Origin of the sequence: Raineyella antarctica (assembly GCF_900092135.1) — a bacterium.
Lineage (GTDB): Bacteria > Actinomycetota > Actinomycetes > Propionibacteriales > Propionibacteriaceae > Raineyella > Raineyella antarctica.
Genome location: NZ_FMYF01000005.1, coordinates 298,384 through 320,769, shown reverse-complemented (window position 1 = coordinate 320,769; position 22,386 = coordinate 298,384). Strand labels below are relative to the sequence as shown.

19 protein-coding genes are annotated in these 22,386 nt (G+C 72.1%); 14 read left to right on the top strand and 5 right to left on the bottom strand.

Annotated elements, in window-relative coordinates; genetic code table 11:
• Together GA0111570_RS09935 and GA0111570_RS09930 are read left to right on the top strand one after the other, a co-directional pair.
• Positions 1-894, top strand: a complete 894-nt coding sequence (locus GA0111570_RS09935; protein WP_092610071.1) for a type II secretion system F family protein — start codon at positions 1-3, stop codon at positions 892-894.
• Positions 891-1,565, top strand: a complete 675-nt coding sequence (locus GA0111570_RS09930) for an A24 family peptidase (RefSeq protein WP_217634100.1) — start codon at positions 891-893, stop codon at positions 1,563-1,565. Before GA0111570_RS09935 ends, GA0111570_RS09930 begins: the two co-directional genes overlap by 4 nt.
• 187 nt (positions 1,566-1,752) lie before the next feature.
• Here GA0111570_RS09930 and GA0111570_RS09925 read toward each other — a convergent pair whose 3' ends face one another.
• The 4 genes from GA0111570_RS09925 to pdxS all read right to left on the bottom strand — a co-directional run bounded on the left by GA0111570_RS09925 (position 1,753) and on the right by pdxS (position 5,783).
• Entirely contained in the window at positions 1,753-3,027 is a 1,275-nt protein-coding gene (locus GA0111570_RS09925; protein WP_092610069.1) for a fatty acid desaturase family protein, read from the bottom strand.
• A gap of 17 nt (positions 3,028-3,044) precedes the next feature.
• Positions 3,045-4,055 carry a ferredoxin reductase gene (locus tag GA0111570_RS09920; RefSeq protein ID WP_217634099.1) on the bottom strand — a complete coding sequence of 337 codons (1,011 nt, stop codon included), beginning with the start codon at positions 4,053-4,055 and terminating at the stop codon, positions 3,045-3,047.
• A 214-nt stretch (positions 4,056-4,269) separates the two neighbouring features.
• Positions 4,270-4,860 (bottom strand): pyridoxal 5'-phosphate synthase glutaminase subunit PdxT, encoded by a 591-nt coding sequence (pdxT, locus tag GA0111570_RS09915; RefSeq protein ID WP_139283207.1) that lies wholly within the window; start codon positions 4,858-4,860, stop codon positions 4,270-4,272.
• Positions 4,857-5,783 carry a pyridoxal 5'-phosphate synthase lyase subunit PdxS gene (pdxS, locus tag GA0111570_RS09910; RefSeq protein ID WP_092610060.1) on the bottom strand — a complete coding sequence of 309 codons (927 nt, stop codon included), beginning with the start codon at positions 5,781-5,783 and terminating at the stop codon, positions 4,857-4,859. Before pdxS ends, pdxT begins: the two co-directional genes overlap by 4 nt.
• A 117-nt stretch (positions 5,784-5,900) precedes the next feature.
• Here pdxS and pdxR point away from each other — a divergent pair, with 117 nt between their 5' ends.
• The 7 genes from pdxR (at position 5,901) to GA0111570_RS09875 (ending at position 13,826) form a co-directional block, all read left to right on the top strand.
• A complete protein-coding gene (gene pdxR, locus GA0111570_RS09905; protein WP_092610057.1) occupies positions 5,901-8,456 on the top strand; it encodes a MocR-like pyridoxine biosynthesis transcription factor PdxR in 2,556 nt (851 codons plus the stop codon).
• 246 nt (positions 8,457-8,702) lie between these two features.
• On the top strand, positions 8,703-8,978 hold the full coding sequence (locus tag GA0111570_RS17680) for a hypothetical protein (protein ID WP_175557435.1): 276 nt from the start codon (positions 8,703-8,705) through the stop codon (positions 8,976-8,978).
• Positions 8,979-8,991: 13 nt separating this feature from the next.
• On the top strand, positions 8,992-10,218 hold the full coding sequence (locus tag GA0111570_RS09895) for a cupin domain-containing protein (RefSeq protein ID WP_092610051.1): 1,227 nt from the start codon (positions 8,992-8,994) through the stop codon (positions 10,216-10,218).
• 52 nt (positions 10,219-10,270) lie between these two features.
• On the top strand, positions 10,271-11,233 hold the full coding sequence (locus tag GA0111570_RS09890) for a sucrase ferredoxin (protein ID WP_092610048.1): 963 nt from the start codon (positions 10,271-10,273) through the stop codon (positions 11,231-11,233).
• Positions 11,234-11,305: 72 nt separating this feature from the next.
• Entirely contained in the window at positions 11,306-12,175 is an 870-nt protein-coding gene (locus tag GA0111570_RS09885; RefSeq protein WP_092610045.1) for a 3-methyladenine DNA glycosylase, read from the top strand.
• Positions 12,176-12,287: 112 nt separating this feature from the next.
• Positions 12,288-13,094, top strand: coding sequence for a L,D-transpeptidase family protein (locus tag GA0111570_RS17675; protein WP_217634098.1), 807 nt, complete (start codon positions 12,288-12,290; stop codon positions 13,092-13,094).
• Positions 13,095-13,142: 48 nt separating this feature from the next.
• A complete protein-coding gene (locus GA0111570_RS09875) occupies positions 13,143-13,826 on the top strand; it encodes a DedA family protein (RefSeq protein WP_092610042.1) in 684 nt (227 codons plus the stop codon).
• 115 nt (positions 13,827-13,941) lie between these two features.
• Here the strand turns inward: GA0111570_RS09875 and GA0111570_RS09870 are convergent, their stop codons facing one another.
• Positions 13,942-14,442 carry a hypothetical protein gene (locus tag GA0111570_RS09870; protein WP_139283206.1) on the bottom strand — a complete coding sequence of 167 codons (501 nt, stop codon included), beginning with the start codon at positions 14,440-14,442 and terminating at the stop codon, positions 13,942-13,944.
• 103 nt (positions 14,443-14,545) lie between these two features.
• On the opposite strand from GA0111570_RS09870, the gene GA0111570_RS09865 reads away from it, so the two are divergent.
• The 5 genes from GA0111570_RS09865 to GA0111570_RS09845 all read left to right on the top strand — a co-directional run bounded on the left by GA0111570_RS09865 (position 14,546) and on the right by GA0111570_RS09845 (position 22,328).
• Positions 14,546-15,631 (top strand): DUF4192 domain-containing protein, encoded by a 1,086-nt coding sequence (locus GA0111570_RS09865; protein WP_092610036.1) that lies wholly within the window; start codon positions 14,546-14,548, stop codon positions 15,629-15,631.
• Positions 15,632-15,640: 9 nt separating this feature from the next.
• Positions 15,641-18,112: a leucine--tRNA ligase gene (leuS, locus tag GA0111570_RS09860; protein ID WP_092610018.1), complete on the top strand. Its 2,472-nt coding sequence runs from the start codon at positions 15,641-15,643 to the stop codon at positions 18,110-18,112.
• A gap of 59 nt (positions 18,113-18,171) precedes the next feature.
• Positions 18,172-18,915 (top strand): helix-turn-helix transcriptional regulator, encoded by a 744-nt coding sequence (locus GA0111570_RS09855; RefSeq protein WP_139283205.1) that lies wholly within the window; start codon positions 18,172-18,174, stop codon positions 18,913-18,915.
• 115 nt (positions 18,916-19,030) lie between these two features.
• Positions 19,031-20,032 carry a ComEA family DNA-binding protein gene (locus GA0111570_RS09850; RefSeq protein ID WP_175557433.1) on the top strand — a complete coding sequence of 334 codons (1,002 nt, stop codon included), beginning with the start codon at positions 19,031-19,033 and terminating at the stop codon, positions 20,030-20,032.
• Positions 20,019-22,328: a ComEC/Rec2 family competence protein gene (locus GA0111570_RS09845; protein ID WP_092610010.1), complete on the top strand. Its 2,310-nt coding sequence runs from the start codon at positions 20,019-20,021 to the stop codon at positions 22,326-22,328. Before GA0111570_RS09850 ends, GA0111570_RS09845 begins: the two co-directional genes overlap by 14 nt.
• Positions 22,329-22,386: the final 58 nt, after the last annotated feature.

The following is a 22,386-nucleotide window of genomic DNA, read 5'->3' as shown; positions in this document are numbered from 1 at the left end:
ATGACCATCGCACTGGTGTTGGTGATCGTCATCACCGCCGCCGGCCTGGGGTTGCTGAGCTACCTCGTCATTGCCGGACCGGATCCGACCCGCTCCCGGGCACTGGGGAACCTCACGCGTGGCCTCGCCGACCGTGCCGGGGCCGGCCGGCAGCAGGGCGGACTGTCGCGCGGCCTGTCACCCGGCGCCGTGGGGACCCGATGGGTGCCCCAGGGGGAGCTCAGGCTCCTCGATCGGCTCCTGTCGGAGGCCGGCCGGCCCGCAGCCTGGCCCCTCGAGCGCGTCGTGGCGGTGAAGCTGTGGAGCACAGTGATAGCCATCGTGCTGATGCTCCTGTACGTCGTCCAGGCGCCCACGGGGCGTACGGTCGTGCTGGGGTTCCTGATGGTGGCTCTCGTGTACGCGGCCCCCGAGATCCGGCTCTACGGCATCGGGGTGGAGCGCCGGGAGACCATGGGGCGCGAGCTGGCTGACATCCTCGACCAGATGAGCATCGCAGTGGAGGCGGGGCTCGGCTTCGAAGCCGCGCTGGTCCGGGTGTCGCAGAACAGTGACGGCGTGCTCTCCGGCGAACTCCGCCGCACCGTGCAGGACATGCAGGTCGGTCAGCCCCGCCGGGAGGCCTACCTGGCTCTGGGGGAGCGGACCAAGGTGCCGACCCTGCGTCGCTTCATCCGGACGATCATCCAGGCCGAGGAGAGTGGACTGGCGCTGACCGAGGTGCTCCGGACCCAAGCCGCCGAGATGAGGCTCGTCCGTCGGCAGACCGCGGAGGAGAAGGCTCAGCGGATCCCGGTGAAGGTGATCTTCCCGCTGGTGTTCTGCATCATGCCGATCGTGTTCATCGTGATCCTCGGTCCCGTGGCGCTCAACATCATCGACGCCTTCAGGTGATCACCGCGGTCCTGCCCCTCGTCGTCCACGGGCAGCTTGTCGGCGCCTGGCCGTACGTCCTTGTCGGCGCGGTGGCCGCCTTCGGTGCCGGCTGGTGGCTGTCGGGATGGGGCCGGCGTGTTTGCTACTCGACCAGCCGATGGCTGCACAGCGGAGTCGTCGGATTCGTCGCCGCCGTGCTGGCCGGCGCGGCGGTCAACCTCTCCGGGACGTGGTGGGAGATCGCTTCCTTCTGGTTGCTCGGTGTCGCCTGCGGGGTGCTGATCTGCTGCGACCTGGCAGTGCTGCGGCTGCCCGACCCGATCATGGTGTTGGCGTACCCGGTGTTCCTCGGTGCCCTGCTGATCGCGGCGGCGGGCACCGGCCAGTGGCCCAGATTCGGTCGGGCGTTGCTGGCCGGGCTGGTGCTGCTGGTGTTCTACCTGATCAACGCCCTCGTCTTCCCCAGTGGGATCTACTTGGGCGACGTGAAGTTCGCCGGCCTCCTCGGTGCATGGCTCGGCTGGTTCGGCTGGGTACATCTGGTCTGGGGGACCCTGCTGGCGGCGATCCTGGGCGGGGTCCTCGGACTGGGCGTCATCATCTCCCGCCGGGGGGATCGGAAGACCGAGTACCCGTACGGCCCGATGATGGCCCTTGGCGCCTGGATCGCCGCTGTCTGGCTGCTGTAGCCGGACCACCGTGGCGGCGGAAGTCCGGGACCGCGGCCCCAAGTCGCGTCTTTGAGGCCAGCCCGTCGATCCAGCCCAGTCTGTCCTCCGTCGCCTGGGCGGACCGCCGGCCCCAACGCCGGAAGAGCCAGCGCCACCCGGTCATGCAGCTCCTCGAACAGCCCGACCTTTGCGGCGAAACCCCGGCTCAGGCCGTGAGCGCCCCCAACGAAGGCGTACGCGCCCCCGCACGCTCCCGGACCTTGTCGCCGATCCCGCGCAGCTGGTCGGCCAGGGCGTCCCGGAGCTGCTTGACCCGGGTCTCCTCGCCATCGGCGTTGGGCAGCGAGTAGCGGAAGATCTTGGCCCAGGCGGAGGCGACCTGCTTGGGGAGCGGGCCGGTGACGTACGTGAGGCCGTAGCGCTCCATCAGCTCCTGCACCCGCGGGGCGAGCTCGGAGTACCGGTTGCTCGGCAGGTCGGGGAACAGGTGGTGTTCGATCTGGAAGGACAGGTTGCCGGTCATCAGGTGCAGCAGCGGGCTGCCGGAGATGTTGCCCGAGCCGAGCATCTGCCGCACGTACCATTCGCCGCGGGTCTCGTCGTCGATCGAGTCGGCCTCGAACGTCTGGATCCCGGAGGGGAAGTGGCCGCAGAAGATCACGCTGTGTGCCCACAGGTTGCGGACCAGGTTGGCGGTGGCGTTGGCCGCCAGCGTCGGCAGCGCGGAGGGGCCACTCAGCAGCGGGTAGAGCACGTAGTCGCGGGTGGCGTTCTTGCGTACCCGGGTGAGCAGGGCGGACAGGTCGGCACGGAAGGCCTTCTTGTCGCGCTTGCCGTTCTGGTAGCCCTCGATGTCCAGGTCGTACGCGGCGATCCCGTACTGGAACAGCGCGGCGTTGAACATGTTCAGCACCGGCCCGAACACGTGGCTCAGCTTCCACGGCTGGTTCGGGTCGACCCGGATCAGGCCGTAGCCGAGGTCCTCGTCCAGCCCGATGATGTTCGTGTACTTGTGGTGGCCGGCGTTGTGCGAGCGCTGCCACTGGGCCGGCGGGGAGGCCATGTCCCACTGCCACGTGGTGGAGTGGATCTTGGGGTCGCGCATCCAGTCCCACTGGCCGTGCAGGGTGTTGTGGCCCAGTTCCATGTTCTCCAGGATCTTGGAGGCGCTCAGGCCGGCGGTGCCGACGACCCAGGCCGGCCAGTACCGGCTGGCCAGCAGCACGGTCCGGCTGCTCATCTCCAGGATGCGCTGGGTGCGGATGATCCGCCGTACGTACGCCGCGTCACGGGCGCCGCGGGTGCTGAGCACCTCGTCGCGCATCGCGTCGAGCTCGCGGCCGATCTGCTCGATGTCCTCGGTGGAGAGGTGGGCGATCGGGTCCGGCCGGCTGGTGCTGGCGAGGTGCCGCTCCTCCGGCAGGGCCGGGATGTTGGGCAGGGCGACGGGACGGGCCGTGGTGGTGGAGCGCTGGCTCATGGGGAGTCCTCGGGGGTTCAGAGATCGATGGAGCAGGGGCCGGCGGCAGCAGACACGCAGGTCTGCACCATCACCGGATCCTCCGGCTCGGCAGTGGTCAGTTCGCCGGTGCGCAGGTCACGGACACTGCCCGACGTCAGCGGGGAGACACAGTTGAAGCAGATCCCCATCCGGCAGCCGGAGGGCATCAGCACCCCGGCATCCTCACCCGAGTCCAGCAGCGGTCGGTCCCCGGCGGTGTCGATGACCAGGTCCGTGCGGGTGAACGTCACCAGACCACCCTCGCCGGTGGCCGCAACGACCGGGCGGAACCGTTCGGTGTGCAGGAGTTCGGCCAGCCCGGCCGACTCCCAGTGCGCCTCGGCGTCGTCGAGCAGGCCGACCGGGCCGCAGACCCAGGCCTCGCGCTGCTGCCAGTCCGGGACCACGTCGCCGATCCGCTCGGCAGGCAGGATGCCCTCCTCGGAGGTGAACCGGGTGACCAGGTGCAGTCGCCCCTCGGCCTGCAGCGCCGCCAGCTCGTCGTGGAAGAGCATGTCGGCGGCGGTCGGAGCGGAGTGCACCAGCACGGCGTCGGGGAAGTCGTGGTTGCGCAGCATGCCGATCACCGGGGTGATGCCGCTACCGGCGGTGACGAACAGCACCTTGTCCGGGACGGTGGCCGGCTGCACGAAGTCACCGGCCGCCTGGTCCAGCATCACCATGCTGCCGACGGCCAGTCCCTCGCGGACGTGGTTGCTGACCAGCCCGCCCGGGAGGGTACGGACGGTGATGCTGAGCGTCCCGTCCGCAGAGGCGGTGCGCTGGGTGAGGGAGTAGGCGCGCCAGCGGCGTACGCCGTCGACGTCGACACCGATCCGGATGTACTGACCGGGCCGGTGGCCGCGCCAGGAGCGTCCCGGGCGAAGGGTGATCGTGGTGGCCCCGCCGGTCTCCGGCGTGACGGACAGGACGCGGGCACGCAGATCGGCGCCGGCCCGCAGGGGGTCGAAGATGTCCAGGTAGTCGGCCGGGACGAGGGGGGTCACGATCAAGCCTGCGGCGCGTCGAACACCCGACCTCAGTGCCCGAAGTGCAGCAGCTGTTGCCATACCACCAAGGCTACGGATCCGTAGGTTGCATGCCAATCGGGGGTGCCATCAGGCATACCCCCAGTAATTACCCCAGCCCCCACGCATCCGCGTGGGGGCTGCGACCGGAATGGGTCCCGGCGTCAGCCCGTGCGGCGACATGCGCAGTACATCACCCTCGACATATCGACAGGAACAGCCGGTGCAACCTGTCATCGGCCGTCAGCTCCGGGTGGAACGAGGTGGCCAGCAGGCCGCCCTGGCGGACCGCGACGATCGGGCCGTCGGCAGAGGTCCGGGCCAGCACCTGCACCGAGGCCTCCACCGCCACGACCTGGGGAGCGCGGATGAAGACGGCCGGGAAGGCCGGCCCCTCGACACCCTGCACGTCCAGTCCGGCCCTGAACGAGGCCAGCTGCCCACCGAACGCGTTGCGCCGTGCGGTGATGTCGAGCCCGCCGACGGTCGCGAACCCCGCGAGCGCCTCGCCGTCCTCGACCCGTTCGGCGAGCAGGATCAGCCCGGCACAGGTGCCGAAGATCGGCAGTCCGGACTCCCGCCGTTCGCGGACCTGCTCGAACAGGCCGACCTTGGCCGCAGCCCGTGCCATCGCGGTGCTCTCCCCGCCGGGCAGCACCAGCCCGTCGAGGCCGTCCAGCCCGTCGGGCGTACGGATCTGGCGGACGGTCGCCCCGAGGCCGGTGAGCATCGCGACGTGCTCGCTCACCGCCCCCTGCAGGGCGACCACTCCGATCGTCGTCACCAGCCGCGCTCCGCGAGACGGTGCGGGGCCGGGACGTCGGCGACGTTGATCCCGACCATGGCCTCGCCGAGGCCGCGGGAGGCGTCGGCGATGACCTCGGGGTCGTTGAAGTGGGTGGTCGCCCGGACGATCGCGGCGGCGCGCTTGACCGGGTCGCCGGACTTGAAGATGCCCGAGCCGACGAACACGCCGTCGGCGCCCAGCTGCATCATCATCGCGGCGTCGGCGGGGGTGGCGATGCCGCCGGCGACGAACATCACGACCGGCAGCTTGCCCTCGCGGGCGATCTGGCGCACCAGCTCGTAGGGGGCCTGCAGCTCCTTGGCTGCGACGTAGAGCTCGTCGTCGGACTTGGCGGCCAGCCCGCGGATCTCGCCGGTGATCGTACGGATGTGCTTCATCGCCTCGGAGACGTCACCGGTGCCGGCCTCGCCCTTGGAGCGGATCATCGAGGCGCCCTCGGTGATCCGGCGCAGCGCCTCGCCCAGGTTGGTCGCGCCACAGACGAACGGCACCTCGAAGCGGGTCTTGTCGATGTGGTTGACGTAGTCGGCGGGGGAGAGCACCTCGGACTCGTCGATGTAGTCGACCTTGAGGGCCTGCAGCACCTGCGCCTCGACGAAGTGGCCGATCCGGGCCTTGGCCATCACCGGGATGGAGACGGTCTCGATGATCGCCTCGATCAGGTCCGGGTCGCTCATCCGGGCCACGCCGCCCTGGGCGCGGATGTCGGCGGGGACGCGCTCCAGCGCCATCACCGCGACGGCGCCGGCCTCCTCGGCGATCTTGGCCTGCTCGGGGGTGACCACGTCCATGATCACACCGCCCTTGAGCATCTGGGCAAGGCCACGGTTGACGATGGCGCGGTCCTCGGGGGTGCGGTCGTCGGCGATGGTCGTCGTCGGGGAGAGGGTGTCGGTCATGGGTGCCTCGTCAGGAGAGAGCGGATACGTACGGTCGCCCATCATGGTCCCACCAACTGGCCCAGCAAAGATCCAGATCTCACCGAATCTGATGGGCCAGTTGCTACGGTGGGCCGCATGACCCGTGCCGTACGTGACTGGGCGCCGGTCCTCGACCCGCGCTCCGGGCTCACCCTGCCCGCCCAGGTCGCCGCGGCGGTCCGCGCCGACGTGGCCGCCGGGACGTTGCGACCGGGGGAGCCGATGCCCTCCAGTCGGACGCTGGCCGCCACGCTCCGGATCTCGCGGGGGACCGTCGAGGCGGCCTATGACCAGCTGCTGGCCGAGGGCTACTTGCAGTCCCGGCCGCGCTCGGGCATGCTGGTCCACCCCCGGCTCAGGCCGGGCACGCCGACCGCCGCCGGTCCGCCGGCCGGCACCCCACCCGAACCGCCGTCGCCGGCCCCGGACGCCCTCGACCTGGTCCCCGGCCACGACAGCGACTCCCCGCTGGACGACCCGGCCTGGCGATCGGCCTGGCGCAGGGCTGCCGACCCGGCCCATGGCCACGGCTACCGTCCGGTCGACCCGATCGGGGACCCGCAGCTGCGGCGGGCCATCGCCGAACACCTGCGCCTGATGCGCGGCCTGGTCGTCGACCCTGCCCGCATCGTGGTGACCGCCGGGTCGCGGGAGGGCTTGGCGCTGCTGCTCACCGCGCTGGCCGGGTCGGGCCACGAGCTGCGCGTGGGGGTGGAGGATCCCGGGTTCCCCGGGCTGCGCCGCACCCTGGCCCGGCGGGGGGTGCGTACGGTCCCGCTGCCGGTCGATGCCTCCGGCGTGGTCGTCCCCGGCCAGGCCGCGGACCTGCCACGGATCGTGCTCGTGACCCCCAACCACCAGTACCCGTACGGGTCGGTGATGCCGGCCAGCCGGCGGACCGAGCTGCTGGACTGGGCCGCCACCCACGGCACCCTGGTCGTCGAGGACGACTATGACAGCGAGTTCCGCTACCTCGGTCCGCCGCTGCCGGCGCTCTACGGCCTGGCCGCCGGGACGCCGGTGGTGCACCTGGGGACGTTCTCGGCCGTGCTGTCCCGCGACGTCGGCACGGGCTACCTGCTGCTGCCGCCGGAGCTGGTCGAACCGGTCGCGCGGGTCCGGGCCGACCTGGGCTGCCCGGTCGCGCCCACCCTGCAACGGGCGGTGGCCGGCTACCTCGCCGACGGTGGGCTGCGACGCCGGCTGCAGCGCTCCCGGCGCCGCCTCGCCGCGGCCCACCGGCTGGTCACCGACGTGCTGGGACGGATCCCCGGCGCGGTCGACCAGGGCCGGCTGCTGGTGGTCGAACGCCCCGCCGCCCGGGCCGCCGCCATCCTCGCGGCCTGCGCCGACCACGGGGTCCTGGTCGGCGACCTGGCCGATGGCTGGTCGGGAACCCCGGGGAGCACCGGGGTGGTGCTGGCGTACGGGAATGCCGACCCGGGAGCCCTGGCCGGGGCACTCCAGATCGTCGCCGACACCGTCGCCGAGGTGGACCGGGAAGCGGGACGCGGGTGGGCCTCCGGGCTTCCTGACACTGGCGATCCTCGGCGGTACGGTGGTCAGAACCATCCAACGGAGGAAGGGACGATGACCGTGACAGCTGACCTGGATCTCGACTTCGTGAAGGCGGAACCGACCGACCTATGGGTCTCGGTGCTCCTGCCGACGCTTCGCAGAGCGCCCGACACGCGTGCCGGGAGCACGCAGCTGGCCAACCTGCTCAAGGAGGCCTCGACCAGGCTGAAGGAGCGAGGGGTCTCCACCGACCGGCTCGCCCCTGCCAGCGCCCTGGTCGACGATGCGGGGTTCTGGCAGCGACAGGGTGACGGGCTGGCGCTCTACATCTCCGACCACGGGATGCACACCTTCCGGCTGCCGCTCGAACCGTCGCCCTCGGTGACGATCGGGCAGGTTCCGCGGCTGCGCCCGGTGGTGCCCGCGCTGCGGCCGGAGGGCACGTACTACCTGCTGCAGCTCGCCCAGAAGCAGATCCGCCTGTTCCGGGTCACCCCCGATTCCATCGACGAGCTCGACCGAGGGGCCATCCCCACCTCGGTCGAGGAGTACGACCGCGGTCGCGACCAGCAGTACACCGCGCCGACCCCCGGTGGGGTCATGTTCGGCCACGGTGACTCCGGGGAGCAGGATGCGCTGCGCGAGTCGTTCCTGCGCGAGGTCGCTCGTGGGGTGGAGGAACGACTGGGGCGCTGCCAGCCGGCCATGCCGCTGGTGCTGGCAGCCACGGAGAAGACGGCCGCCTCCTTCCGCCAAATCTGCGCCTACCCGGGCATGACCGACGTCATCGTCCACGGCAGTGCCGACGGCATGACCCCGACCGAACTGCTCGACCGGGCCCGCCCGGTCCTACAGGAGTACGCGACAAAGGAGACGCAGCGGCGATCGGAGCGGATCGCCGAGCTGCGCGCCGGCAACCGGCTGGAGGAGGACCCCCAGGGTGTGCTCCTGGCCGCCGAAGGTGCGCGGGTCGAGGCCCTGTTGGTGGGCGCGAGCACCGAGGGTGCCAACGGCAACGGGCCGGAGGACGACCTGGTCGACCGGGCCATCCAGGCCACGCTGCGCGGCGGCGGACGGGTGCTGCCGATGCCGGCCAGCTCACCCGAGACGCTCATCGGGGTGCTTCGCTACTGAGTGGCCCCCGGCAAGGCCTTGTGTCGTGGGTCACAGCTGGCAAGACTGGGAGGACCTAGTCCGACAATGCGCGCCGGCGATGCGCCGGCGCCAGACCTGAGGAGTTTCCGATGGCGGAAGACAGTCCCTTCGAGGAGAACGTGACCGCACAGGGCGGTGACGGCGGGGCCGATGGTGGTGCCGACAGTGGTGCAGACGTCGGCGGCTCGGTCGGTGAGTGGGGTGCCGGGGACGCCGGTTCCCGGGGTGATGCTGGTGCTGACGGAGGCGCAGACAGTGGTGCCGATGGAGGCGCGGGAGGCGCCGACGGAGGTGCCGATGGCGGTGCGGGAGCCGCCGGAGCCGACGGTGGTGCCGCTGATGCGGGCGCTGACGCGGGCGCTGACGGTGGTGCCGATGGTGGTGCCGATGGCGGTGCCGGTGATGCGGGCGCTGATGGTGGGGCCGATGGTGGTGCTGATGGTGGCGCCGATGGTTCGGCGCGCTGACCCAACCCTGCGACCACTCCACCCCCTGCGATGACACCGACAGTCTGATGACACCGACCCACCCCCGCTCGGCGCTGGGCCGTCTGGTCCCCCAAGGACCGGAGGCCTTCGCCGAGCGGGTGTGGGGACGGGGCCCGCTCCTGGTCCGCGCGCAGGAACGCTCCGATGACACCTTCACCGACCTGTTCGGTCTGGCGGCGGCCGACGAGTTGCTGACCCACCGGGGGCTGCGGACCCCGTTCCTGCGGATGGCCCGGCAGGGGACCACCCTGCCGGACTCGGACTTCACCTCACCCGGCGGCGTCGGCGCCGGGATCGCCGACCAGGTCGATCCCGACAAGGTCCGCCGCCTCTTCGGCGCCGGGACCAGCATCGTGCTGCAGGCCCTGCACCGGACCTGGCCGCCGATGACCCGCTTCGCGCAGGACCTGGCCGCCGACCTCGGCCACCCCACCCAGGTGAACTGCTACATCACCCCTGCCGACAGCCAGGGCTTCGATGCCCACTACGACGTGCACGACGTGTTCGTCCTGCAGGTGCACGGCACCAAGCACTGGATCATCCACCCGCCGGTGCTGGAGCATCCGCACCGCGACGAGCCATGGAACGACCGCGCCGACAGCGTCCGGACCGCCGCTCAGGGCCCGCCCCTGCTGGAAGCCGTCCTGGCAGCCGGCGACGTGCTCTACCTGCCCCGCGGGTTCGTCCACTCGGCGCGCGCCTGCGGCGGAACCAGCCTGCACCTCACCATCGGCATCCACCCCTGGACCGGGCGACACGTGGCCTCCGCGCTGCTCGAGACGGCCGGCGAATCACTGCGCAGCGACCCACGGGTCCGCGCCAACCTCCCGGCCGGGGTCGACGTCACCGACCCGGACGGCCTGCGCGACCAGGTCGACCAGCTCCGCGACGCCCTGCTGGAGGCGATTCGAGGACTCGACGCCGAGGCCATCGTCCCGGCCCTGGCCGGCCAGGCCTTGGCGGCCCAGCGCGCCGCGCCGCTACCGCCGCTGGCCCAGCTCGCCGCCGCGGACGCCCTTTCCCCGGACGCCTGCGTACGACTGCGCCGCCACCTCCAGCTCCACCTCGCGCCCGGCCCCTCCGGTGCCGTCGCGACCGGCCGCGCCGGGACCATCCGGCTCGACGCCGCCGAGGCCACGGTCCTGGACCAGCTGCTCGACGGACAGCTACGTACGGTCGCCGACCTGCCCGGCACGCCGCTGGCCGCGGTCGCCGCGCTGGTCCGCCACGGCCTGGTCGAGGTGCTGGGATGAGCGAACTCCGATGAGCGAACTCCGATGAGCGAACTCCGATGAGCGGCCTCCGATGAGCGAGCTGCGGTGCTCGGACGCCGCCCGGCTGCGCGGAGATCGGTGGGTCGGGACCGCGCCGCCGGCTCGGCGATGGTTCCTGGTCGGCCAGGCCGGCGACTGGGGGCCCACCGCCTGGCAGGGCCTGCACGCCGACCCGCGCACCAAGGAACTCCTCGAACCCCTGCTGGCCCGGGCCGGGGCCCGGTTGATGCTGGTCCGCCGTCCGGGCCGGGCGCCCCGGGACGAGCCGCCGGGGTGGGGGATTGTCGACCGCGCGGCCACCGTCCCGGTCCGCTGGGGGGACCGCCGGAGCGACGCGGACCTGCTCGAGGCGGCCCGTACGCTGCTCGACCCGCTCCCGACCGCGGCTGCCGGCCAGCCCATGTCGCTGCCTGGCATCCCCGGCCAGCAGGCGACGCCACCGGGCCAGTCGGTGACGCGACCCGGCGAGCCGGAGCTCCTGCTGGTCTGTGCCCACGGTCGCAAGGACCGCTGCTGTGCCGTCCGCGGCCGGCCGGTCGCCGCGGCAGCTGCCGAACGCTGGCCGGCCGCGACCTGGGAGTGCACGCACACCGGCGGGGACCGCTTCGCCGGCAACCTGGTGGTGCTGCCCGACGGTGCCTGCTACGGCGGACTGGACCCGGACGACGTCGAGCCGGTGGTCGGAGCGCACCTGGCCGGCCGGGTCGACCCGGCCCACCTGCGCGGGCCCACCGGGTACACCCCGCCGATCCAGGCCGCCGTCGTGGCCGCGCACGAACGCTGGGGACCGCTGGCCTGGTCCGCCGTCACAGCCCGGGCCCAGGCCGGCACGCCCGAGCACTGGACGGTCGACCTGCAGGTCGCCGGGATCGGTTCGGTCCGCGCCCACGGCCACACCGAGGTCACCGCCGCCCACAAGCTCACCTGCGACGCCCTCGAGCCGGCCCGGATGGCCCTGCCGATCGTCGACGGCTGGGATGGTCCGGCGACGTGAGGGCTCAGGCCTCCCTCTCGGTCAGCACCGGCGGCGCCGGTCCGGCGGCCCGGATCGCTCTAGAATGCGACGGTGACCCAGCCGCCCCGCATCCTTCCGGAGGCGCAGTGGCGCGAGCGACGGGCCACCCACGAGGCGTACGTCGACGACCTGCTGGCCGACCATCGCTGGCGCGCCGAGCGCGGGATCACCCATCCGGTCGACGACTTCCTGTGGCAGTACTACACGTTCCGGCCCGCGCAACTGCGGCGGTGGCATCCGGGCCACGGCGTCGTCCTGGCCGGGGACGTCAGCGAGGTGCTGGCCCAACGCGACTACCGGGCCACCGACGGGGGAGCGACCGTCGACACCGAGGCGGTCCTCCGGCAGCGACGCGCCACCCTCGTACGCAGTCGTGACCTGCTCGTCGCCGTCGCGCAGCGTCCGGGCCGGTTCGGGTGCTTCGGGATGCATGAGTGGGCGATGGTGCACGGGGTGCGCGAGCACCGCCATCCGCTACCGCTGCGGCTCGGCCAGCAGGGCACCGACCGGCTGGTGGAGCACCTCGGGGTGCACTGCAGCCACTTCGACGCGTTCCGCTTCTTCACCCCCAGCGGACGTCCCCTGAACGAGCGGCAGCTGACCCGGGCCGACCAACTCGACCTGGAGCAGCCCGGCTGCCTGCACGCCAACATGGACCTCTACCGGATCGCCTACAAGCTCTCACCCCTGGTCGACTCCGCCCTGGTGCTGGCCTGTTTCGAGCTGGCCCGCGACATCCGCAACCTGGACATGGCGGCCAGTCCGTACGATGTCACCGGCCTGGGACTCGACCCGGTCCCGGTCGAGACACCGGCCGGGCGTGCCACGTACGTGACGGCCCAACGGGGCTTCCACGACCGGGCCGCACCGCTGCGGACACGCCTGCAGCAGGCCGTCGACGAGGTCCTGGATCACCCCTAGCCGGACGGGAATCGACGGCTTCCTGCGATTCAACAAGCTGCACACAGTTGGTTGAGGATGACCTGAGCAGTTTATGCTGGCACCCGCACGTCCGTTTCGAACTGGGGGTTCCATGAGGTTGCGTCGTTCTGCAGTACTGGCCAGCTGTGCCGCCATCGTGACCCTGGCGGTCGGCGGATGCGCTCCCAAGACCACCCAGGCGGTCCCCGCCGAGCGGACGAGTGAGGCGCCTGCCGCCGTCGCCTTCGCCACCCCGAGCGTCTCCCCGTCGGCCTCGCCGACCCCGGAGCTGAGCCGCGAGCCGATGAAGCTGGTGGCCTTCAGCCCGACGCCCAAGCCGACGCCGAAGTCGACCCCCACGCCGTCCGCCACCCCCTCGGCGGAGGCGACGATGGACGCGACCGTCAATGCGGACGCCGCGGCGGCCAAGGCTGCCGAGGACAAGAAGAAGGCGGACGCCGCCAAGAAGGCCGAGGCGGCGAAGAAGGCCCAGGCGACCAAGACGGCCGAGCCGACCAAGACCGAGGCCGCCCAGCCGGCGACCGATCCGCGCTGCGGCTACGGCGAGGTGATGTGCATCTCCAAGGCCGCCAACAAGCTCTACTTCATGCAGGACGGCAAGATCGTCTCCACCATGGACGTACGTTTCGGCAAGGAGAGCGACCCCGAGCGGCGCACCCGCGAGGGCAACTTCCTGGTCTTCCGCAAGGAGGTCGACTGGACCTCCAACCTGTTCGGCTCACAGATGCCGTACGCCATGTTCTTCTCCGGCGGCCAGGCCGTCCACTTCTCCTCCGACTTCGCGGCCCGCGGCTACGCCGGCAACTCCCACGGCTGCGTCAACGTCCGGGACAAGGCAGCCCTGGCCAAGATGTTCGCCGAGGTCGACGTGATGTCGACCCGCGTCGTCGTCTACTGACGTCGTCGCGCGTCGCTCACCATCGATTTCTGCTAACGGAGGCTGTACATGGGTTGGATTGACACGATCGTCGAGTGGATCACGAATCTGATGCAGGCCATCGGTGGTCCCGGCGTGTTCCTGGCAGTCCTGCTCGAGAACGTCTTCCCTCCGATCCCCAGCGAGGTGATCCTGCCGCTGGCCGGCTTCACCGCCGCCGGCCCGGACGCACCGTACGGCGTCGTCGCGGCGATCCTGTGGGCGACCGCCGGCTCGCTGGCCGGGGCCGCGATCCTCTACTGGCTCGGCTGGGCGGTCGGGGCCGCGCGCCTGCGCTGGATCGCCGACCGGATGCCGCTGGTGGACGCCCGCGACGTCGACAAGTCCATCGACTGGTTCACCCGGCACGGCTCCGTCGCCATCCTGATCGGACGCCTGGTACCCGGCGTCCGCTCGCTGATCTCCATCCCCGCCGGCATCGACCAGATGCCGCTGCTGAAGTTCGGCCTCTACACCGCCCTCGGCAGCGCAATCTGGAACACCGTGCTGGTCGTGGCGGGCTACCTGCTGGGCGACAACTGGCGCGCAGTGACCGACTGGATGGACCGGTTCTCCACCGTCGTGTACATCATTCTCGCCCTGGCGCTGGTCGCCGGGGTGGTGTGGCTGGTGCGACGCGCGATCCAGCGTCGCCGCGAGGCGCTCGCCACCAAGCCGGTCCCCGAACCGCCGAAGCACAAGTACGAGGCCTGAGCCTGCGGCAAGCCGTGCGTTCGGCGATCGCCGGCGTCGCGGAAGGCGCGGGGCGGCCACATCACGGGATGTCTGGTCCCCGCCGATGTCACGGCATGTCTGCTGCCCGCCGATGTCACGGGATGTGCAGCGCGGCGACGTCCTCGCCCCGGTCGTTGACCAACGCGACCACCAGGGGCCCCGGCGGCGCGTTGAAGCCGACCCGCCCGCGCACCGTCTGCCCGGCCACGATCGTCCCCGAGGCAGGCGAGGGCGTCGACGCGTCCATCGGCTCGGCCGTGTGGCGCCCGCCGCGCTGGTCGTACGCCACCAGCGTGTAGGTCTGTCGACCGGTCCGTGCCGTGAGCTCGAGATCCACCACCGTGGTGCCGCCGATCCGGCCGTGGCCGGTGGCCGCGAACCTGCCCGAGCCCTCCGAGGAGACGTAGTCGACCAGGGCCCGGAACGGGACCAGGACCTCGGGAGAGGCCGTGACGGTGGGCGTCGGCGAGGGGAGGGGCGAGCGGTCCGGGGGCTGCTGCGTGGTGAACAGCGCCGCGCCCAGCGCAGCCGCGCCGACGAGGACGGCTGCCATCGCGGTTCGCACGCGATAGGCAGATGCACCCGGTCTGCTCACGAAGCGAGCCTAGCCGTCCACAGCCCCGGGGCGGCTGGCCTGCCCGTCCACAGCCCGGCGCCCGGTCGGCCGTCCGGAAGAAGCCGCGGCCCACCCTGCGAGCATGGATCAGCACTCCCTCGCCGCCGGCGAACCCGAACAGCTCACCATCTCCACCCACGGACTGCAGGGCATCCTCGCGACCGTCCCGTACCTCCTCGGCTTCCACCCCCAGCAGTCCCTGGTCACCGTTCTCTTCGAGGGCCCCCGCGTCCTGGTGACGCTCCGCCTCGACATCTCCCGCCTGGTCGACGACCCCGAGGGGGTCGAGCAGTTCGTCCGCGAGCAGCTGGAGCGCACGGAGGCCACAGCGGTCCTCCTCGTCGCCTACACGGAGGTCCCCGACCCGATCGTCGGCGAGCGCCTGGAGGGGCTCTCCATCGCGATCGAGGCCGACGGGCTGGTCCGCGACACGGCCCCGGACGTGATGGACGCCGTCCACGTCGCCGCCGGCCGCTACCGCTCGGTCACCTGCCGCGACACCACCTGCTGCCCGCCGGAGGGCTTCGACTACGAGGCCGTGCTGAGTGACCCCGCCGCCGCCCAGGCCGTCGTCGGCGGACTGCCGGCGCTGGCGGACCGCGAGGACCTGCGGGCGGCCATCCTGCCCGGCAGCGATGATCCGGGGGAGGAGTACGACGACACGCTGCTGGCGATGCTGCTGTGGCTGCGCGGCCGGCCCCCGCTGGAGGTGGCCATGGAGATGGATGCCCGGCTGCGCCAGGTCGAGGCCGGCGGCCGGGTGCCCCAGCCGCGCGACCTGGCAATCCTGACGGCACTGGCCACCGACCCACACGCCCGCGACGTCGCCACCCTGCGCATCCACCGGCTGAGCGCGCCCCTGTGGGCCGACGTCTGGGCGGCCGCCGCCCGCAACACCGATGACCTGGCCGCCGTGGCACCGCTGTGCCTGGTCGGGGTCGCAGCCTGGGCGCGAGGAGACGGCGCGCTGGTCTGCCTGTGCCTGGAGGAGGCCGAACGGCGCTGCCCCGAGCACGGGCTGGTCCGCCTGCTCGACGGGGTGGTGGAGCTGGGGCTACACCCGGACGAATGGCACCGGATGCGACGGGAGAGCCTGGACGACTTCGGTCCGCTCGGGCCGGCGTCCCAGCTCGGGCAGGAGGACGAGGAGGAACAGTCGGTGGGCTAGAATCGCCGGGTGCCTGAGGAGACAACTTTGTACGATGCGGTAGCCGCCCAGGAACGCTGGCAGGCGTTCTGGGAGCAGGACCGGACCTTCGTCCCGCGTGACGACGGTTCGCAGGAGCGTCGCTACGTCCTCGACATGTTCCCCTATCCCTCCGGTGACCTGCACATGGGCCACGCCGAGGCGTTCGTGATGGGTGACGTCGTGGCGCGCTACTGGAAGATGCGCGGCTACGACGTCATGCACCCGATCGGCTGGGACTCCTTCGGGCTGCCCGCCGAGAACGCCGCGATCAAGCGCAACGCCCACCCGGCGGAGTGGACGTACACCAACATCGAGACCCAGGCCCGCTCGTTCAAGCGCTACGGGCTCAGCATCGACTGGAGCCGGCGGCTGCACACCTCGGACGCCGAGTACTACCGCTGGACCCAGTGGCTGTTCCTGCGCTTCTTCGAGCGGGGCCTGGCCTACCGCAAGGACTCGCTGGTCAACTGGTGCCCCAACGACCAGACCGTGCTGGCCAACGAGCAGGTCGTCCAGGGCCACTGCGAGCGGTGCGGCGCGGCCGTCACCAAGCGCAAGCTGAACCAGTGGTACTTCCGGACCACCGAGTACGCCCAGCGCCTGCTGGACGACATGGGCCAGCTCGAGGGCCACTGGCCCGACCGGGTGCTGGCGATGCAGCGCAACTGGATCGGTCGCTCCGAGGGTGCCTACGTCGACTTCGACATCGAGGGGCATGACGGTCCCGTGACCGTCTTCACCACCCGCCCCGACACGCTGTTCGGTGCCACCTTCTTCGTCGTGGCTCCCGAGTCCGACCTGGCCGACCGGATCTGCGCCCCGGAGCAGCGCGCCGCCTTCGAGGAGTACCTCGAGGCGACCAAGCGCGTCTCCGACATCGAGCGCCAGTCCACCGAGCGCCCCAAGACCGGCGTCTTCCTGGGCCGCTACGCGACCAACCCGGTCAACGACGTGAAGCTGCCCGTCTACGCCGCCGACTACGTCCTGGCCGACTACGGCACCGGCGCCGTGATGGCGGTGCCGGCACACGACCAGCGCGACCTCGACTTCGCCCGCACCTACGACATCCCGGTACGGATGGTCGTCGACACCGGCGAGGCCGACCCCGCCGAGACCGGCGTGGCGACCAGCGGTGACGGCACGTACGTCAACTCCGGCGACCTGGACGGCCTGGCCGACAAGGTCTCCGGCGTCTCGACGATGATCGACCGCCTCGAGGCGGCGGGCCGCGGCAAGCGCGCGATCACCTACCGGCTGCGCGACTGGCTGCTCAGCCGCCAGCGCTTCTGGGGCGCACCGATCCCGATCATCCACTGCCCGGTCTGTGGCGACGTCGCCGTGCCCGACGACCAGCTGCCGGTCGAGCTCCCGGACCTGCGCGGTGAGGACCTGGCCCACAAGGGCACCTCGCCGCTGGCCGGCCCGGCCGCCACCGCGTGGCGCGAGGTCGCCTGCCCGTCCTGCGGTGGCCCCGCCGAGCGCGACACCGACACGATGGACACCTTCGTCGACTCGTCCTGGTACTTCTTCCGGTACTGCTCCCCGGGCAACACCGAGGCCCCGTTCGACAAGGCCGAGGTCGCCCGGTGGATGCCCGTCGACCAGTACGTCGGCGGTGTCGAGCATGCCACCCTGCACCTGCTGTACTCGCGCTTCTTCACCAAGGTGCTGTACGACATGGGGCTGATCACCTTCACCGAGCCGTTCAAGCGGCTGCTGAACCAGGGCCAGGTCATCAACGAGGGCAAGGCGATGTCGAAGTCGCTCGGCAACGGGGTCGACCTCGGCGAGCAGATCGACCGCTTCGGCGTCGACGCGATCCGGCTGACCGTCGTCTTTGCCGGGCCGCCCGATGAGGACATCGACTGGGCGGACATGTCCCCGGCCAGCTCCCTGAAGTTCCTGCACCGCGCCTTCCGGCTGGCCGACGACGTCACCTCCGCCCCGGGCACCGACCCGGCCGACGGTGACGCCGGGCTGCGCCACGTCACGCATCGGACCATCCAGGACGTCACCCAGCTGCTGGACGACCAGCGGTTCAACGTGGTCGTGGCCCGTGTCATGGAGCTGGTGAACGCCACCCGCCGAGTCGTCGACTCCGGGGCCGGCGCCGCTGATCCGGCGGTCCGGGAGGCCACCGAGTTCGTCGCACAGGCGCTCAGCACGGTCGCCCCGTACGTCGCCGAGGAGATGTGGGCCGCGCTGGGCCACGCCCCGTCGGTCGCCTCGTCGACCTGGCCGACCGCCGACCCGTCGCTGCTGGTCGTGAGCTCCGTCACGTGTGTCGTGCAGGTCCAGGGCAAGGTACGGGCCAAGCTCGAGGTCGCCCCCGACATCACCGATGCCGACCTGGAGGCGTTGGCGCTGGCCGACCCGAACGTCCAGCGCACGCTCGACGGCCGCGGCGTCCGGAAGGTCATCGTCCGGGCACCCAAGCTGGTCAGCATCGTCCCGGCGTGATCGACCCTCGATTCGCGGAGGATTCACCGGGATTTCGCCATGTTTTGTACGATGATCACGTGAGTAATCCGGAACCCGACGGGGATACGCGTATGGGGCCGCTGCCCGCAGCGGTCGCAACACCGTTGTCGAGCGCCCGGGCGGCTGTCCTGGCGCAGCTCGCCGAGGCGGATGGGCAGCCCCTGCGAGCCCAGCAGATCGCCAACGCCCTCGGGCAGCACGTGAACACCACGCGTGAGCACCTTGAGGGGCTGGTGGCCGATCACCTGGCCGAGGCGACGACGGAGGCCCCGCGTGGCCGCGGCCGACCGGCCACGTTGTACCGCTGCATGCCCGGCGGCCCGATGTGGCCCATCGGGCGCCAGTACGCAGCCCTGGCGGACGTGCTGGTCGAGCAGGTGCTGGAGTCTGTCGACGACCCGCAGGCCGCCGCCTTCCGGGCGGGGGAGCGCTGGGGCCGCAAGCTGTTGGCCGACGCCCCGGCCGACCTGTCCGCCCAGCAGGTGGTGGACCGACAGCTCGCCGAGGTGGGATTCGCTCCGGAGCATACGGGGGACGGTGAGTGGCGGCTGGTGCGTTGCCCGCTCCTCACCGCCGCCCGCCTACACCCGGACGTGGTCTGCAACGTGCACCGCGGGGTGGTGGCCTCGCTGCTGGACGGGCTCGGCGAGCCCTCCGAGGTCTCGATCTTCCCGTTCAGCGAGCCGGGCGCCTGCCGGATCTCTGCCCGCCCCACCTCCTCCCGCCCGACCTCCTCCACCACCCCGGCGGAGACCGAGAAGGACGAGCGCGCCGCTTCCTGATTGAACGGGCCGCGCAGCCCTCGTCCGTCCACAGCCCGAGCCGACTGCCGAGGAACTGTCCACAGCCGGCGCCCGGGGCAGTCACCGGGAACGGCGGATGTCCCACGCTCCGAGCATGAGCGCTCGCCAGCTGCCCCAGCCCTCGCCCGAGGCCACCCGCCGACGGCTCGCCAGCCTGCTCGACGCGACCCCCGGTGAGCCTTGGGAGGACGTCGAGGACACCGAAGACATCGACGACCCCGCCGAGCGTGGTCGTGATCCCGGCCGGGAGCACGCCTCCGGGCCCCGCCTGGGCACCACACCCTGGCGACGCGAGACGGTGTTGGTGCTGTGCGCGGTCGTCCTGGTCGGCGTGGTGGTTGCCGGACTCGTCCTGCTGCGCTCCTCGCCGCTGGAGATCGCCGGCGACGCCGCGATGACAGGCACCGGGGTGACGACCCCGGCAGTCGTCGGCGGAACACCGATCGGCCCGGCTTCTCCGAGTGCCCCGGCTTCTCCGAGTGCCCCGGCTTCTCCGGGCGGTCAGGCTTCTCCGGGCGCCTCCGCCTCTCCGTGGACCGCCGCGGGAACCCCGGCACCGGGACCCGCCTCGGGCACGCCGGCACCCGCGACCCTGGCCGTGCACGTGGTCGGCCCGGTGCAGCGACCGGGCCTGGTCACCCTCGCCTCCGGTGCGAGGGTCGACGACGCCATCATCGCCGCCGGCGGACTCACCTCCAAGGCGGACACCGGTGACCTGAACCTCGCCCAGCCGCTCCTGGACGGACAGCAGGTCGTGATCGGCTCCACCTCGAAGCCCGGCGGCCAGGTCCGCGGGCCGGACGCAACCGCGGCCGGGGGAGGCCCCGGTACCGGCGGCGGGAGCGCGACGCCCGGGCCGAGCGGGCCTCGACCCGGACCGGCGTCCGGGGCCGCCGCGTCCGGGGGAACCATCAACCTCAACACCGCCTCGGCGCTGGAGCTGGAGGAACTGCCGGGTGTCGGTCCGGCCACCGCCCAGAAGATCATCACCTGGCGGGAGCAGAACGGGGGATTCGCCACCGTCGATCAGTTGATGGACGTACCGGGGATCGGCCCGAAGACCTATGCCGAGATCGCTCCCCGTGCCGGCCTCTGATCACCCCGGCCCGACTGACCTGCGGCTGGTCGTCCCGGCCCTGGCGGCCTGGGCCGGGGCCTGGCTCGGTACCGGCGGCGACCAGCGGGCGGTGCTGGTGGCCGCGACCGTGGCGCTCCTGGTGGTGGGCGCCGCGCTGCGGCGTCGGCGCTGGGCCTGGCTCCCCGGCTGCGTGGCGCTGCTCGGCGCCCTGCTGGTCGGTGTCCTGCACGCGGTGCCGGTCACCTCCGGCACCGTCCACCGGCTGGCCGAGGACCGCGCCCGTGTCGGGGTCGAGATGGTCCTGCTCAACGATCCGGTCACCGTCGCCCCGTACGGCCCCAGTGACGGCACCGACACCCGCGGGGGACAACTGTGGGTCCGGGCCCGGGTCGAGCAGGTCTCCGCGGAGGGCCGGCGCACCACCACCAGGGCACCGGTGCTGGTCACCGTGTCTGCCACCGACGCACCGGGCTGGCAGGAGGCGATAGCGGGTGCCAGGGTCGCCGTCCGCGGCACCCTGGCAGCCGCTGACCCGGGCTCGGATCTCGCCGCCATCCTGCGTGCGACCGGTCCACCGCAGCTGGTCGACGGCCCGCGGTGGGACCAGCGGGTGGTGGAGGCGACCCACCAGGGCCTGCGCGACGCCGTCGCGGACCGGGCCCCACCCGCGCGCGCCCTGGTGCCGGCGCTGGTCGTCGGCGACACCAGCGGGGTGGACCAGGAGATGGAGGAGGCTTTCCGGGCCTCCGGGCTGCTGCACGTGATGGCGGTCTCGGGCAGCAACCTCACCCTGCTGCTCGCCTTCCTGCTGACCGCGGCGAAGCTCCTCGGCGTACGAGGACGGGTGCTGCACGCCGTGACCGCGTCCGGGGTCATCGTGTTCGTCGCCCTGTGCAGCACCGAGCCGAGCGTGCTGCGGGCCACCGCCATGGGCGTGGTCGGGCTGACCGCGCTGATGGCCGGGGCCTCGGACGGCCGGCGCAAGGGGCTGCGCTCGCTCGCCGTCGCCGTCATCGTGCTGCTGATGCTGGATCCGTGGCTGGCCCGCTCGGCCGGGTTTGTGCTGTCCACCTCGGCGACCGCGGGGATCGTACTGTGGGCGACCCGGTGGTCCGAGGCGATGGGCCGGTGGGCGCCGCGGTGGTTGGCCGAGGCCGTCACCGTCCCGCTGGCGGCGCAGCTCGCGACCGGCCCGGTCGCGGTGGTGCTGTCGGGAGACATCAGCGCCGTCGGCCTGCTCGCCAACATGGCCGTCGGCCCGCTGGTCGGCCCCGCCACGGTCTGCGGGTTCGCCGCCGCCGGACTGGGCACCCTCTGGCCGCTGGGCGCCGAACTCGTCGCCTTCCCGGCCGCCCTCGCAGCCCGGGGGATCGTGGCGGTCGCCGAGGTCTCCGCCGCGGCACCCGGAGCCACCCTCTGGTGGCCCCCCGGAACGGCCGGGGTGGTGCTGCTGGTGGCGGCGACAGCGGCAGGGGTGATCGCCGTCCCGGCGGTGCTGGCCCGCCGCTGGCTCTCCGTGGCCCTCGGGCTGGTGCTGCTGGCACTGGTCCTGCGCGGGCCGGCCCAGCCCGGCTGGCCGCCACGGGACTGGGACCTCGCCGTCTGCGACGTCGGCCAGGGCAACGTGATCGTGCTGGCTGCAGCACCGGGCCAGGCGGTCCTGGTCGACACCGGGGGCGACCCGGCCGCCGTGCTGCGGTGCCTGCGCGGACTGGGCATCCACCGGATCCCCCTGCTGGTCCTCAGCCACCTGCACGCCGACCATGCCGGGGCCCTCGGCGACGTCCTGCAGCGGCTCCCGGTCGATGCGGTGCTGACTGCCCCCGGCCACCGTCCCGACACCGATGGCGTACCGCAGCTGACCAGCGCCGAGGGCGACGTCATCCGGGTGGGCGCGGTTACCTGGCAGACCCTGGCGCCACGTCCCGGGGCGCCCGCGTCAAAGGACACCGCCGACGAGAACGACGGCAGCCTGGTCGGGCGCGCGACGGTGGACGGCGCGACCGTGCTGCTGCCCGGGGACCTGCAGGCCGAGGGGCAGGACCGGCTGCTGCGCTCGGGCGCGGACGTCGCAGCCACGTTCCTGGTCGTCCCGCACCACGGCTCCCGCGACCAGTCGGAGGCCTTCCTGCGCGCCACCGGGGCCCGGATGGCCCTGGTCAGCGTCGGACGGGACAACACGTACGGCCACCCGCACCGCCAGACGCTGCAGACGCTCACCGGGCTCGGGATGGCAATAGTGCGGACCGACGAGCGGGGCGACCTGGTCGTCAGCTGCACTGAGCAGCGGTGCCGGACGACCGGTGCCCATTGACCGCGGTGCCCATGGAACCCGGTGCCCATGGAACCCGGCGCCCATGGAACCCGGCGCC